Source organism: Streptomyces sp. NPDC026246 (assembly GCF_055567995.1).
This window is the reverse complement of record NZ_JBVHPJ010000002.1, coordinates 622,398-636,342: the sequence shown is the minus strand read 5'-3', so window position 1 is coordinate 636,342 and position 13,945 is coordinate 622,398. Positions and strand designations below refer to the sequence as shown.

The window sequence follows — 13,945 nt, the reverse complement described above, 5'->3', positions numbered from 1 at the left end:
ACACTTCGCAGTCGCTTTCCGGCCACCTAGGGTCAGTGCTCGTCAACCTCGTCCCCACGATCGAGCGTGTGCGAAGGAGGCCCCATGGCCGTCGACTACCTCGTGATCGTCGTCTACCTGGCCGGCATGCTGGCCATGGGCTGGTGGGGCATGCGCCGCGCCCGGTCCAAGAGCGAGTTCCTCGTGGCCGGCCGCCGCCTCGGCCCGGCCATGTACTCAGGCACCATGGCGGCGATCGTCCTCGGCGGCGCCTCCACCATCGGCGGGGTGGGACTGGGCTACCAGTACGGCCTGTCCGGCGCCTGGATGGTGTTCACCATCGGCCTGGGCCTGCTCGCCCTGTCCGTCTTCTTCTCCGCCCGCATCGCCCGTCTGAAGGTCTACACCGTCTCCGAGATGCTGGACCTGCGCTACGGCGGCGGCCGCGCGGGGGTCATCTCCGGTCTGGTCATGTGGGCGTACACGCTGATGCTCGCGGTGACCTCGACCATCGCCTACGCCACGATCTTCGACGTGCTGTTCGACCTCAACCGCACGCTGGCGATCGTCCTCGGCGGTTCGATCGTCGTGGCGTACTCCACGCTCGGCGGCATGTGGTCGATCACGCTGACCGACATGGTGCAGTTCGTCGTGAAGACGATCGGTGTGCTGCTCCTGCTGCTGCCCATCGCCGTCGTCAAGGCCGGCGGGTTCAGTGCGATGAAGGCCCAGCTGCCCACCGAGTACTTCGACCCGCTGGGCATCGGCGGCGAGACGATCTTCACCTACGTGCTGATCTACACGTTCGGCATGCTCATCGGGCAGGACATCTGGCAGCGGGTCTTCACCGCCCGCAGCGACCGCACCGCCAAGTGGGGCGGCACCGTCGCGGGCACGTACTGCCTCGCCTACGCCCTCGCCGGTGCCGTCATCGGCACGGCGGCCAAGGTCCTGTACCCGAAGCTGGGCAGCCCGGACGACGCCTTCGCCACCATCGTGAAGGACGAACTGCCCGTCGGGGTGCGCGGGCTGGTGCTCGCCGCCGCGCTGGCCGCCGTGATGTCCACCTCCTCCGGCGCGCTGATCGCCTGCGCCACCGTCGCCAACAACGACATCTGGTCGCGGCTGCGGGGGATCGGCGGGAAGGCGCCGGAGGGCGATCACGACGAGGTGAAGGGCAACCGGGCGTTCATCCTGATCATGGGCCTGGGGGTGATCGGCACGGCCATCGCCATCGACAACGTCGTGGAGGCCCTGACCGTCGCCTACAACCTGCTCGTCGGCGGCCTGCTCGTGCCGATCCTCGGCGGCCTGGTGTGGAAGCGCGGCACGGTGTACGGCGCTCTCGCCTCCGTGGTGGTCGGCGGCGTCGCCGTCGTCGTGCTGATGGCGACCCACGGGATCCTCGCCAACGAGCCGGTCTACTACGGGTTGCTGGCCTCGCTCGCCGCGTACGTGATCGTCTCCCTGGCGACTCCCGCCACCGACGCCGCCGTTCTCACCGCCTGGCGCGAACGCCTGGCCGGGCGATCACCCGAACTCGCGTCCGAAGCTGTCCCGGCCGCCCAGTAGAGTCGTAGGGCAAGCAGTACATACGCGATGAAGCGTAGGAAAGAAGGCATTACTTCATGAGCAGCAACGAGACCCCGCGCGGCCCCGTCGATTCCTCCCGCGTCCCGCGGTACGCCGGTCCCGCCACCTTCGCCCGGCTGCCCCGGCTCGACGAGGTCGGCCGCGCCGACGTCGCCGTGGTCGGCGTGCCGTTCGACTCCGGTGTCTCGTACCGGCCGGGCGCCCGCTTCGGCGGCAACGCGATCCGTGAGGCGTCCCGGCTGCTGCGCCCCTACAACCCGGCGCAGGACGCCTCGCCCTTCGCGCTGGCGCAGGTCGCGGACGGCGGCGACATCGCCGTGAACCCGTTCAACATCAACGAGGCCGTGGAGACCGTCGAGGCCGCCGCGGACGACCTGCTCGGCACGGGCGCCCGGCTGATGACCCTCGGCGGCGACCACACCATCGCGCTGCCCCTGCTGCGCTCGGTGGCGAAGAAGCACGGCCCCGTCGCCCTGCTGCACTTCGACGCCCACCTGGACACCTGGGACACCTACTTCGGCGCCGAGTACACGCACGGCACCCCGTTCCGCCGCGCGGTCGAGGAGGGCATCCTCGACACCGAGGCGCTCTCCCACGTCGGCACCCGCGGCCCGCTGTACGGCAAGCAGGACCTCACCGACGACGAGAAGATGGGCTTCGGCATCGTCACCTCGGCGGACGTCTACCGGCGCGGCGCCGACGAGGTCGCCGACCAGCTCCGCCAGCGCATCGGCGACCGGCCGCTGTACATCTCCATCGACATCGACTGCCTCGACCCGGCCCACGCCCCCGGCACCGGCACCCCCGAGGCCGGCGGCATGACCTCGCGCGAACTGCTGGAGATCCTGCGCGGCCTGGCCTCCTGCAACCTCGTCTCGGCCGACGTCGTCGAGGTGGCCCCCGCGTACGATCACGCCGAGATCACGTCGGTGGCCGCGTCCCACACGGCGTACGAACTGACCACGATCATGTCCCGCCAGATCGCGGCGGCCCGGAAGGACTCGGAAGCCAAGTGACTCACGACCACGACCTGGTGCTCCGCCCGACGCCCGCCCAGACGGAGGCCGCCCTCAACCCTCCTCCCGGCCGCAACGGCGGAGACCTGGTCGTGGAGACGCTGGCCGGGCTCGGCGCCACGACCGTCTTCGGCCTGCCCGGCCAGCACGCGCTCGGCATGTTCGACGCACTGCGCCGCTCCGACCTGCGCTACATCGGCCTGCGGGTGGAGAACAACGCCGGCTTCGCGGCGGACGCGTACGGCCGCATCACCGGTGAGGCCGCGCCGCTGCTGCTGTCGACCGGGCCGGGCGCCCTGACGTCCCTCGCCGCGCTCCAGGAGGCGGCGGCCGCCTCCGCGCCCGTGCTGGCGATCAGCAGCCAGGTCCCGACGGCGGGCCTGGGCGGCGGACGCCACGGCTACCTGCACGAACTGCCCGACCAGGCCGCCTCGTTCCGGGGCGTGGTGAAGTCCGTGCACACCGTGCGCACCCAGTCGCAGATCCCCTCGGCGATCGAGGCGGCCTGGAAGTCGGCCCTGACCGCCCCGCACGGGCCGGTGTGGGTGGAGATCCCGCAGGACGTGCTGCTCGCCGAGACGTCGATCCCGGTCGTCACCGGCGGCGACGCCTTCCCCGAGGACCTGGTGCCGCGCCCCGAACTGACCGCCGTCGCCGCCGATCTGCTGTCCCGTGCGGCGCGGCCGGCGATCATCGCGGGCGGGGGCGTGGTCCGCGCGGACGCCTCGGGGAAGCTGAAGCAGCTGGCGGAGCGGCTCCAGGCACCCGTCGTCACCACACCCGGCGGCAAGGGCGCGTTCCCCTGGGACCACCCGCTGTCCCTGCAGTCCTGGATCGAGGACCGGTACACCACCGACTTCCTGGAGGACGCGGACGTCCTGCTGGTCGTCGGCTCGGGACTCGGTGAACTCTCCTCCAACTACCACACGTTCAAGCCGCGCGGCCGGGTCGTGCAGATCGAGGCCGACCTCGGCAAGCTGGAGTCCAACCACCCGGCCCTCGGCATCCACGCCGATGCCCGCCTCGCCCTCCAGGCCCTGCTGGAGACGGTCGCGTCCCGAGAGGACGCCACCGCGGCGGACCGCGTCCGGGCGGTGCTGGCGAAGGTCGCCGGCCGCATCGCCGCCCAGGAACTCACCCTGGAGCAGGAGGTGCTGGCGTCCGTGCGCCGGGCGCTGCCCGCCGACTCCCCGTCCTTCTGGGACATGACGATCCTGGCGTACTGGGCCTGGTCGGCCTTCGACGCCAAGGGCCCCAACCACATGCACTCCGCGCAGGGCGCCGGCGGCCTCGGCTACGGCTTCCCGGCGGCCCTGGGCGCGGCCGCGGCCGACCCGGCCCGCCCGGTCCTCGCGGTCTCCGGCGACGGCGGCGCCCTGTACTCGATCGCCGAGCTGGCCACCGCCCGCCAGTACGACCTCGACGTCACCTGGCTCATCGTCGACGACGGCGGCTACGGCATCCTGCGCGAGTACATGAACGACGCGTTCGGCGAGGCGACCGCGACCGAACTGACCCGGCCCGACTACGTGGCCCTGGCCGAGTCCTTCGGCGTGCCCGGCGTCCGCACGACGCCGGAGAACCTGGAGCAGGACCTCGCCAAGGCGTTCGCGTCGCCCGGCCCCTCGGTGGTGGTGCTGCCGGCCGTGCTGCGGATGTTCGCGCCGACGCACCTGGACTGAGCGGCACGGTGCCGGCGCGTCCGCCGCGCTCGCCGATGCCTACGACCCGGTAACGACTCGCACAATCCTTCGCACTCCCTACAACCATTCGACGGCACCCGGCGGTCAAGGGGTGCATGACCTCTGGGATATCCCGCCGCGCGAGAGTGCTGGCGGTGGCCATGGGTACGGGTGTCCTCGTGCCGCTCGTCGCCGCCGCCACCCCCGCCGCCGCTGCCCCGCCCGCCGTGACCTGCACGTCCGCCAAGGCCGGCCTGGCCGCCAAGCTGGCCAAGGACATCACCGCCGCGCTGGCCACCCGCAAGGGCACGGTCGCCGTCGGCCTCCACGACCGCAGCACGAACACCACCTGCACGCTGCGCGCCGGTACGGCCTACGACTCGGCCAGCGTCGTGAAGGTCACCGTGCTCGCCACGCTGCTGTGGGACGCGAAGAAGACCAACCGGTACCTCACCGACCGCGAGGCCGGCCTCGCCAAGGCCATGATCACCAAGTCGGACAACGCCGCTACCTCCGCGCTGTGGAAGCAGCTCGGCATGACGAAGATCAAGAACTTCCTCAAGGCCGCCGGCATGACCCAGACCAAGCCGGGCGCCGACGGCTACTGGGGCCTCACCCAGATCACCGTCACCGACGAGCAGAAGCTGCTCAAGCTCATCACCGGCAAGAACACGGTGCTCAGCGACAGCTCCCGCGCCTACATCCTGAAGCTGATGCGCCAGGTCGTGTCGTCCCAGCGCTGGGGGACGCCGTACGGGGTGCCCTCCGGTGTCACCGTGGCCGTGAAGAACGGCTGGCTGGAGCGCGCCGGCAACGGCTGGCGCGTGCACAGCATCGGCGCGTTCAAGGGCGGTGGCCACGACTACACGATGACGGTGCTCACCCATGGCAACAGCACCATGAGCTACGGCATCGCCACCATCCAGGCCGTGGCCAAGGTCATCCACCGCGATCTGGCGGCGAGCTGACGGGCCCCGGCCCGCCCTCCCCGCCGGCAGGCGGGATTGTTACGGCGGGATGAAATCGGCCGCTCACGGCGTTGGTGCCTTCCGGCAGACCAGGACGACCGGAAGGCACGGGTGTGACACCGCAACGGGGATGGGCACGACGGCTGTGGGCCTACGCATGGCGCCACCCCAAGGACGTCGTCCTCGCCCTCGGCTCCTCGCTGGCCGGCATGGCCGTGATGGCGCTCGTGCCGCTGATCACCAAGGTGATCATCGACGACGTCGTCAGCGACCACTCCCGGCCCATGACCACCTGGGCCGGGCTCCTCGTCGCCGCCGCCCTGGCCGTCTACGTCCTCGCCTACGTCCGCCGCTACTACGGCGGACGGCTCGCCCTCGACGTCCAGCACGACCTGCGCACGGAGATGTTCGGCACGATCACCCGGCTCGACGGCCGCCGCCAGGACGAACTGTCCACCGGCCAGGTCGTCGGCCGTGCCACCAGCGACCTCCAGCTCATCCAGGGCCTGCTGTTCATGCTCCCGATGACCATCGGGAACTTCGCCCTGTTCCTGATCTCCCTGGTGGTCATGGCGTGGCTGTCCGTGCCGCTGACCCTGGTCGCCCTGGCCGTCGCGCCCGCCCTGTGGTGGATCGCCCGGCGCAGCCGCACCCGGCTGCACCCCTCCACCTGGTACGCCCAGGCCCAGGCCGCCGCCGTCGCCGGTGTGGTCGACGGGGCCGTCAGTGGGGTCCGGGTCGTCAAGGGCTTCGGGCAGGAGGAGCAGGAGACCGGCAAGCTGCGCCAGGTCGGCCGCAGGCTCTACGCGGGCCGGCTGCGCACCGTCCGGCTCAACTCGGTCTACACCCCGGCCCTGCAGGCCGTCCCCGCCCTCGGCCAGGTCGCGATGCTGGCGCTCGGCGGCTGGCTGGCGGTGCGCGGGCACATCACGCTCGGCACGTTTGTGGCGTTCTCCAGCTACCTGGCCCAGCTCGTCGGGCCGGTCCGGATGCTCGCGGTGGTGCTCACCGTCGCGCAGCAGGCCCGCGCCGGCACCGAACGCGTCCTGGAGCTGATCGACACCGAGCCCGCCATCCGGGACGGCGACAAGGACCTGCCGGCCGACGCGCCCGCGACGGTCGAGTTCGACGGCGTCTCCTTCGGCTACGACGCCGACCGCCCGGTCCTCGACGGACTGTCCTTCCGGATCCGCCCCGGCGAGACCCTCGCCGTCGTCGGCTCCTCCGGCTCCGGCAAGTCCACCGTGTCCCTGCTGCTGCCGCGCTTCTACGACGTCACCCGCGGTGCCGTGCTGGTGGGCGGCCACGACGTGCGCGAGCTGACCCTGCAGTCGCTGAGGTCCGCGATCGGGCTGGTCCCGGAGGACTCGTTCCTCTTCTCCGACACCGTCCGCGAGAACATCGCCTACGGCCGCCCGGACGCCACGCAGGAGGAGATCGAGAAGGCGGCCCGGGCCGCCCAGGCGGACCGGTTCATCGCCGACCTGCCCGACGGCTACGACACCACCGTCGGCGAGCACGGACTGACCCTGTCGGGCGGGCAGCGCCAGCGCATCGCCCTGGCCCGCGCCATCCTCAGCGACCCGCGCCTGCTGGTCCTGGACGACGCCACCTCGGCCGTGGACGCCCGCGTCGAGCACGAGATCCACGAGGCGCTCAAGGGTGTCATGCGCGGCCGCACCACGCTGCTGATCGCCCACCGGCGCTCCACCCTGAACCTCGCCGACCGCATCGCCGTCCTCGACGGCGGCCGGCTCGCCGACATCGGCACCCACGACGAGCTCCAGCGCCGCTCGGCCCTCTACCGGCGGCTGCTCACCGACCCCGACGAGCTGGGCGGAGTCTCCCCGGGCCACACCCCGCCCGCCTGCCCCGAGGAGGACACCTCCGTCCGGGACGAGCTGGACGCGGAGTACGACGCCGAGCGCGGCGTCACCCCCCGGCTGTGGACCGGGGACCGCGAGCGCCAGGACACCGCCCTCGCCGACAGCCCCGCCACCCCGGAGCTGCTCGCCCAGGTCGAGGCGCTGCCTCCGGCCACCGACGTGCCCGACGTCGACGAGGCGCGGGCCGTGCGCCCCGAGGACTCCTACGGACTGCGCCGGCTGCTGCGCGGCTTCGGCCGCCCACTGCTGATCGCCCTCGCCCTCGTCGCCACCGACGCGGGCATGGGCCTGCTGCTGCCCGTGCTGATCCGGCACGGCATCGACTCCGGCGTCACCCAGGCCGCGCTCGGCGCCGTGTGGGCGGCGGCCCTGCTGGGGCTGGGCACGGTGGCCGTGCAGTGGGCCGCCCAGATCGGCGAGACCCGGATGACCGGGCGCACCGGCGAGCGGGTCCTGTACGCGCTGCGGCTGAAGATCTTCGCCCAGCTCCAGCGCCTCGGGCTCGACTACTACGAGCGGGAGCTGACCGGGCGGATCATGACCCGGATGACCACCGACGTCGACGCGCTGTCGACGTTCCTGCAGACGGGTCTGGTCACGGCCTTCGTCTCGGTCGTCACCTTCTTCGGCATCATGGTCGCCCTGCTGGTCATCGACGTGCAGCTCGCCCTGGTCGTCTTCGCGACGCTGCCGCCGCTGATCATCGCCACGTTCTTCTTCCGCCGGGCGAGCGTGAAGGCGTACGAGCTGGCCCGCGAGCGGGTGTCGGCGGTCAACGCCGACCTCCAGGAGTCGGTGTCGGGGCTGCGGATCGTGCAGGCGTTCCGGCGCGAGCGCGACGGCGGGCGACGGTTCGCCGAGCGCAGCCACAGCTACCGGCAGGCCCGCATCCGCGGCCAGTGGCTGATCTCCGTGTACTTCCCGTTCGTGCAGTTCCTGTCGTCCGTCGCGGCCGCGGCCGTGCTGATCGTGGGCGGCGCCCGGGTCGACGACGGGACGCTGGCGATCGGCTCGCTGGTGGCGTACCTGCTCTACATCGACCTGTTCTTCGCGCCGGTGCAGCAGCTCTCCCAGGTCTTCGACGGCTACCAGCAGGCGACCGTCTCCCTGGGCCGCATCCAGGAGCTGCTGCGCGAGCCGGCCTCGACGCAGCCCGCCGCGGCGCCCGCCCGGGTCACCTCCCTGCGCGGCGACATCGCCTTCGAGGACGTGCGCTTCGCGTACGGGGACGAGGGCGAGGCGGCCCTCGCCGGGATCGACCTGCGCATCCCCGCCGGGCAGACCGTCGCGTTCGTCGGCGAGACGGGCGCCGGCAAGTCCACGCTGGTCAAGCTCGTCGCCCGCTTCTACGACCCGACCGCGGGCCGCGTCACCGTCGACGGAAGGGACCTGCGGGAGCTGGACCTCACGTCCTACCGGCACCGTCTCGGGGTCGTCCCGCAGGAGGCGTACCTCTTCCAGGGCACCGTCCGCGACGCCATCGCCTACGGGCGCCCGGACGCCACCGACGCCGAGGTGGAGGCGGCGGCCCGGGCGGTCGGCGCGCACGAGATGATCGCCACCCTGGAGGGCGGCTACCTGCACGAGGTCGCCGAGCGCGGCCGCAATCTGTCCGCGGGCCAGCGCCAGCTGATCGCCCTGGCCCGGGCCGAGCTGGTCGACCCGGACGTCCTGCTGCTCGACGAGGCGACGGCCGCCCTCGACCTGGCCACCGAGGCCCAGGTCAACCAGGCCACCGACCGCCTGGCGGGCCGCCGCACGACGCTGGTGGTGGCGCACCGCCTGACCACCGCGGCCCGCGCCGACCGGGTCGTCGTCATGGACAGCGGCCGCGTCGCGGAGGACGGCACCCACGACGAACTGCTCGCACGCGGCGGGCGCTACGCGCGCCTGTGGCGGACGTTCGTCGGCGCCGAGCCGGAGGAGCCGGTCGGCGTGAGCCGCTGACCACGCGGATGAGCCCGTTTCGTAACGCCCGTGCAACCGTCCGACATACGTCATGCGTCCGTACTGCCGTACGCCGATGGTCGCGGACGACGCGGAGGACGACAGTGGACAGTGGACCGATACGCCGGCGGCTCGCGCTCGGCCTGGCCCTGCTGACCGCGGCGGGGCTGCTCGCCGTCGCCGTGCCGGGCCAGGCGCAGGCCGCCTCCGCGTCCTGCCCCGGCCGCAAGGTCCGCACCCTGCCGTTCTCCACGGGCACCGTCCTCGTCTACAAGCGCGGCGGCTACGTCTGCGCCGTGACCACCACCAGGCGGCCCGGCGTGAAGCGCGCGATGTCCGTGAGCGTGCAGGCCCGGGGCAACCGGCCGGTCGTCGACGAGGGCCGGTACGCCCACCACGCGGGACCGGTGACCGTGCACGCCGGACGCCGCTGCGTGTGGCTCAAGGGCCGGGTGGGGGCGGGCCGGTTCAGCTCCGGCTGGATCCTCTGCTGACACCCCGTCCCGGGGGGGCCGTACGTCCCCGCGCACAGGGTTTTCCCCATGTCCCCTGGTGCTCCGGTGAGTTGGTCCGCTAGCTTCCGGCGCACATATGTCTCACAGGGGAGTGCGCATGCGCAAGGCGCTCAGATGGCTGCTGGCGCTCACGGTGCTGATAGGCACGTTGAGCACGGCGGGAGCGGCCACCGCCGCCGGGGCCACCGGCACCACCGACATCAAGGACAGGCTGCTGTCCGTCCCGGGCATGAGCCTGGTCGAGGAGAAGCCCTACACCGGCTACCGCTTCTTCGTCCTGAACTACACGCAGCCGATCGACCACCGCAAGCCGTCCAAGGGCACGTTCCAGCAGCGCATCACCGTGCTGCACAAGGACGTCGCGCGCCCGACGGTCTTCTTCACCAGCGGCTACAACGTCTCCACGACGCCCCGCCGCAGCGAGCCGACGCAGATCGTCGACGGCAACCAGGTCTCCCTGGAGTACCGCTACTTCACGCCGTCGCGTCCCGCCCCGGCCGACTGGTCGAAGCTGGACATCTGGCAGGCCGCCAGCGACCAGCACCGCGTCTTCACCGCGCTGAAGAGCGTCTACAGCAAGAAGTGGATCTCCACGGGCGGCTCCAAGGGCGGCATGACCGCCACCTACTACGAGCGCTTCTACCCGCGTGACATGGACGGCGTGGTCGCCTACGTCGCCCCCAACGACGTGGTCAACAAGGAGGACTCGGCCTACGACCGCTTCTTCGCCCGCGTCGGCACCGAGGAGTGCCGCGACCGGCTGAACGCCGTGCAGCGCGAGGCGCTGGTGCGCCGCGAGCCGCTGGAGAAGAAGTACGCGGCCTACGCCGAGGAGAACGGCCTCACCTTCACCACCATCGGCAGCCTGGACAAGGCCTACGAGGCCACCGTCCTGGACTACGTGTGGGGCTTCTGGCAGTACAGCCTGCTGGCCGACTGCGACCAGATCCCGGCCGACGCCAAGACGGCCACGGACGAGGAGATCTGGAACTCCGTCGACGCCATCTCCGGCTTCTCCGCCTACGCCGACCAGGGGCTGTCCACCTACACGCCGTACTACTACCAGGCCGGCACGCAGCTCGGCGCACCCACGATCCACTTCCCGTACATCGAGAAGCGGTACATCCGCTACGGCTACCAGCCGCCGCGCAACTTCGTGCCGCGCGACATCCCGATGAAGTTCCAGCCGTCGGCGATGCGCGACGTGGACACCTGGGTCCGCCACAACGCCCGCCGCATGCTCTTCGTCTACGGGCAGAACGACCCGTGGGGCGCGGAGCCGTTCCGCGTGGGCAAGGGCGCGAAGGACTCCTACGTCTTCACCGCCCCCGGCATGAACCACGGCGCCAACGTCGCGGGCCTGGTGCCCGAGCAGAAGGCGCTGGCCACCGCCCGCATCCTCGACTGGGCGGGAGTCGCCTCCGGCACGGTCCAGGCCGACCCGCAGGCGGCCAAGCCGCTGGCGAAGTTCGACAGCAAGCTCGACAAGCGTGACGTGCGGCGTGAGATGACGCTGCGTCCGTGACGCACCCGCGCCCGGCCGCTCACAGCGGCCGGGCGCACCCCACGGGCCGCTCGCCGCCCAGCCGCACGTACAGGGCGGTCGTACCCGGGCAGTCCGCCCGCCCGGCGACCGCCCGTGTGACCTCGTACTCGGGCTTCTCCTCACCCGCGCCGTCGCAGGCCGTCTCCCGGACCTGCCCGCCGCCGGAGCCGTAGACGCAGTCGCCCACGATGGTGCGGGGCCCGCCCCCGGCGCCGGGATCGCCCGGGTGCGGCGGCTGGAGGTTGCGCATGCAGGCGTACCCCCGCGGCACCGCCCCGTCGCCGTCCTCGTCGAAGGAGGGCCGCTGCTCGCTGATGTGCAGCACGAAGTCGGTGGTGGGCGGACAGCGCGGCCCGTCCCGGACCGTGCCGGTGTGCCGGGCCGTCACCCGGGCCGCGGCCCGCTCCCCGGAGCACGGCACCTCGGTGAAGCTCGTCGTGCCGAACGAACTGCACTCGCCGACCGCGAGGAACACCGCCCCGAACCCGGCGGGCGTCCGGGCCGGCGCCGGTGACGCCGGGGCGGTCCGTCCGGTCGCGGGGCCGCTCGGCCGGCCGTCCCCGCCCAGCCCGCCCGAGGGGCTCTGACAGCCCCCCAGCAGCACGCCGAGCAGCGCCGGCAGCCCGCAGACCACCCCCACGGAACATCTCCCACGCATGGCCGTACCCCCCGGTTGTGCCCACCCAGCGTGGCCCGCCGCGACGGGCGCACGCCAGGGACACAGGAGGCTTTGCGCACGTTGGGGGTGGTGCGCCCGTTCCGTGGCGTACGTCTAGTACGCCAGGCCGTGCCCGATCGGGTACAGCACCTGCTCCGGGTCGTCCGCCCGCTGCACGGGCACCGGCAGCTTCCCGCGCGGCCTCACCCGCCCCGCGATGACCCGGGCGGCGGCCCGCACCTCGACGTCCGTCCAGGAGTAGGCGGCCAGGTACGCCGGCACCGACGGCAGCTGGGCCACGTCGTACGGGTTGCGGATCGCCACCGCCACGACCGGCGTGCCCGTCGCCACGAGCTGCTCGACCAGCGTCCGCTGGCTGCCGGCCGCGCCGACGTTGTACGTGGCCGCCACCACCGCGTCCACGTCCCGCGCCGCCGCCACCGCCCGGGCGATCGTCGCCGCCGAGGGGGCCGTGCCGGTGGACAGCGCGGTGGCGGTGAAGCCCAGTTCGGACAGGGCGCCCGCCAGCACGCCCGTGGGCGGTCCGGTCGTCCCCGACGGCGAGGCCGGATCGGCCCCGACCACCAGCACCCTGGGGTGCCGGCGCCGCGACAGCGGCAGCAGCCGCCCCTCGTTGACGAGCAGGGTGGTGCTCCGCTCGGCGATCCGGTCCGCCGCCGCGCGATGCGACCGCGTCCCCACGGTCCGGTCGACGTCACCGAGCCGGACGTACGGCTCGCGGAACAGCCCCAGCTTGGCCTTCAGCCGCAGGACGCGCAGCACCGAGCGGTCGAGCCGCTCCTCGGTCAGCTCCCCCTCGCGCACGGCGTTCAGCACGGCGTTCCACGCGAGGTCCAGGTCCGGCGGGTTGAGGAGCTGGTCCACCCCCGCCTTCAGGGCCAGCACCGGCACCCGCTCGTCGCCGTACTTGGTGCGCACCCCCTCCATGCCGAGGGAGTCGGTGACCACGACCCCGTCGTAGCCGAGGCGTTCGCGAAGGATGCCGGTGAGGATGGGGCGGGAGAGGGTGGCCGGGTCGCCGGAGTCGTCGAGGGCCGGGACCATCAGGTGTGCGGTCATGATCGAGTCGATGCCGGCGGCGATCGCCGCCCGGAACGGCGGGGCGTCCAGCTTCTCCCACAGTTCCCGGCTGTGCGTGATGGTGGGGAAGCCGGTGTGGCTGTCGACGTTGGTGTCGCCGTGCCCGGGGAAGTGCTTGGCGGTCGCGGCGACGCCGGACCGCTGGTACCCGGCGACCTCGGCCGCCACCAGCGCGGACACGGCCTGCGGGTCGGCGCCGAAGGACCGTACGCCGATGACCGGGTTGGCCGGGTTGACGTTCACGTCGGCCACGGGGGAGTAGTCCTGCCGGATCCCCATGGCCCGCAGTTCGCGCCCGGCGACCCGCCCCAGGGTGCGCGCGTCGGAGCGCGATCCGCTCGCACCGACGGCCATGGCCCCCGGGAACAGGGTCGCGGGTTCGCCGACCCGGGCCACGATCCCGTGCTCCTGGTCCGTGGAGACGAGGACGGGCAGGCCCCTGGGCAGTCCGAGGGAGGCCCGCTGGATGCCGTTGGACAGGTCGGCGATCTGGTGCGGGTCGCGGGTGTTGTGCGCCCAGGTGAAGTAGATGATGCCGCCGACCCGGTACCGCTCGATCAGTTCGGCGGCCGTACGGACGCCGATCTCCTTGAGGTTGGCGTCGATGTCGGCCTGGTCGGGGGCGGTGGCGGAGTGGCCGTAGACCCGCATCACGAACAGCTGGCCGACCTTCTCCTCCAGCGTCATCCGGGAGACCAGCGCGCGCAGGCCGCTGTCGTCCGGGGCGGGGGCCGCGTGCGCGGGGCCCGTCGCCGCGAGGGTCGCGGTGACGCCGGCCGTGGCGGCGAGAACCGTGCGTCTGGAGGGTTGTGCGGTGCTTCCCGTACTTGCCGTGCCGGTGTCGTGCACGTGCGCTCCTTCCGGAGGTGATCCGCTCGGATCCGCTGAAGGAAACTTCCAACCGGTCACCAATATCCGGGAAGTTTCTGCCAGTCAAGGGAACGCGCAGCGGCCGGAAGGGGCCGCCACCGGCACGGTTGGAGGGGGGACGTGCCGGTGACGGCGGGGCCGCCGGCCGCGGTACGGCGGAGAGGGTGGTCGGCGATCGCAGCCG

At 72.4% G+C, this 13,945-nt stretch carries 9 protein-coding genes; 7 read left to right on the top strand and 2 right to left on the bottom strand.

Annotated features, from left to right (window positions below):
* The first annotated feature begins 84 nt into the window (after nucleotides 1-84).
* From ACZ4M5_RS06960 to ACZ4M5_RS06930, 7 genes are all read left to right on the top strand, one after another.
* On the top strand, nucleotides 85-1,551 hold the full coding sequence (locus ACZ4M5_RS06960) for a sodium:solute symporter family protein (RefSeq protein ID WP_467733845.1): 1,467 nt from the start codon (nucleotides 85-87) through the stop codon (nucleotides 1,549-1,551).
* A gap of 56 nt (nucleotides 1,552-1,607) precedes the next feature.
* Nucleotides 1,608-2,588, top strand: a complete 981-nt coding sequence (gene speB, locus ACZ4M5_RS06955) for an agmatinase (RefSeq protein ID WP_053674033.1) — start codon at nucleotides 1,608-1,610, stop codon at nucleotides 2,586-2,588.
* Complete coding sequence (locus ACZ4M5_RS06950; RefSeq protein ID WP_467733842.1) at nucleotides 2,585-4,270, top strand: thiamine pyrophosphate-binding protein; 1,686 nt, start codon at nucleotides 2,585-2,587, stop codon at nucleotides 4,268-4,270. Before speB ends, ACZ4M5_RS06950 begins: the two co-directional genes overlap by 4 nt.
* Nucleotides 4,271-4,386: 116 nt before the next feature.
* Nucleotides 4,387-5,238 (top strand): serine hydrolase, encoded by an 852-nt coding sequence (locus tag ACZ4M5_RS06945; protein WP_467733840.1) that lies wholly within the window; start codon nucleotides 4,387-4,389, stop codon nucleotides 5,236-5,238.
* Between the two features lie 113 nt (nucleotides 5,239-5,351).
* Nucleotides 5,352-9,071 carry an ABC transporter ATP-binding protein gene (locus tag ACZ4M5_RS06940; protein WP_467733838.1) on the top strand — a complete coding sequence of 1,240 codons (3,720 nt, stop codon included), beginning with the start codon at nucleotides 5,352-5,354 and terminating at the stop codon, nucleotides 9,069-9,071.
* A 104-nt stretch (nucleotides 9,072-9,175) separates the two neighbouring features.
* Nucleotides 9,176-9,565, top strand: a complete 390-nt coding sequence (locus ACZ4M5_RS06935; protein WP_467733836.1) for a hypothetical protein — start codon at nucleotides 9,176-9,178, stop codon at nucleotides 9,563-9,565.
* A gap of 118 nt (nucleotides 9,566-9,683) precedes the next feature.
* A complete protein-coding gene (locus ACZ4M5_RS06930; RefSeq protein WP_467733834.1) occupies nucleotides 9,684-11,111 on the top strand; it encodes a S28 family serine protease in 1,428 nt (475 codons plus the stop codon).
* A gap of 19 nt (nucleotides 11,112-11,130) precedes the next feature.
* On the opposite strand, the gene ACZ4M5_RS06925 is transcribed toward ACZ4M5_RS06930, so the two are convergent.
* Nucleotides 11,131-11,790 (bottom strand): hypothetical protein, encoded by a 660-nt coding sequence (locus ACZ4M5_RS06925; protein WP_467733832.1) that lies wholly within the window; start codon nucleotides 11,788-11,790, stop codon nucleotides 11,131-11,133.
* 114 nt (nucleotides 11,791-11,904) lie between these two features.
* The gene (locus tag ACZ4M5_RS06920) at nucleotides 11,905-13,740 is read right to left on the bottom strand and encodes a glycoside hydrolase family 3 protein (RefSeq protein ID WP_467733830.1); all 1,836 of its coding nucleotides are present in this window, start codon (nucleotides 13,738-13,740) and stop codon (nucleotides 11,905-11,907) included.
* Nucleotides 13,741-13,945: the final 205 nt, after the last annotated feature.

Bases quoted from the DNA above. Each gene is read 5' to 3' on its own strand.
- ACZ4M5_RS06960 (WP_467733845.1), top strand. From the start codon at position 85: ATGGCCGTCGACTACCTCGTGATCGTCGTCTACCTGGCCGGCATGCTG.
- speB (WP_053674033.1), top strand. From the start codon at position 1,608: ATGAGCAGCAACGAGACCCCGCGCGGCCCCGTCGATTCCTCCCGCGTC.
- ACZ4M5_RS06945 (WP_467733840.1), top strand. From the start codon at position 4,387: ATGACCTCTGGGATATCCCGCCGCGCGAGAGTGCTGGCGGTGGCCATG.
- ACZ4M5_RS06930 (WP_467733834.1), top strand. From the start codon at position 9,684: ATGCGCAAGGCGCTCAGATGGCTGCTGGCGCTCACGGTGCTGATAGGC.
- ACZ4M5_RS06925 (WP_467733832.1), bottom strand. From the start codon at position 11,790: ATGCGTGGGAGATGTTCCGTGGGGGTGGTCTGCGGGCTGCCGGCGCTG.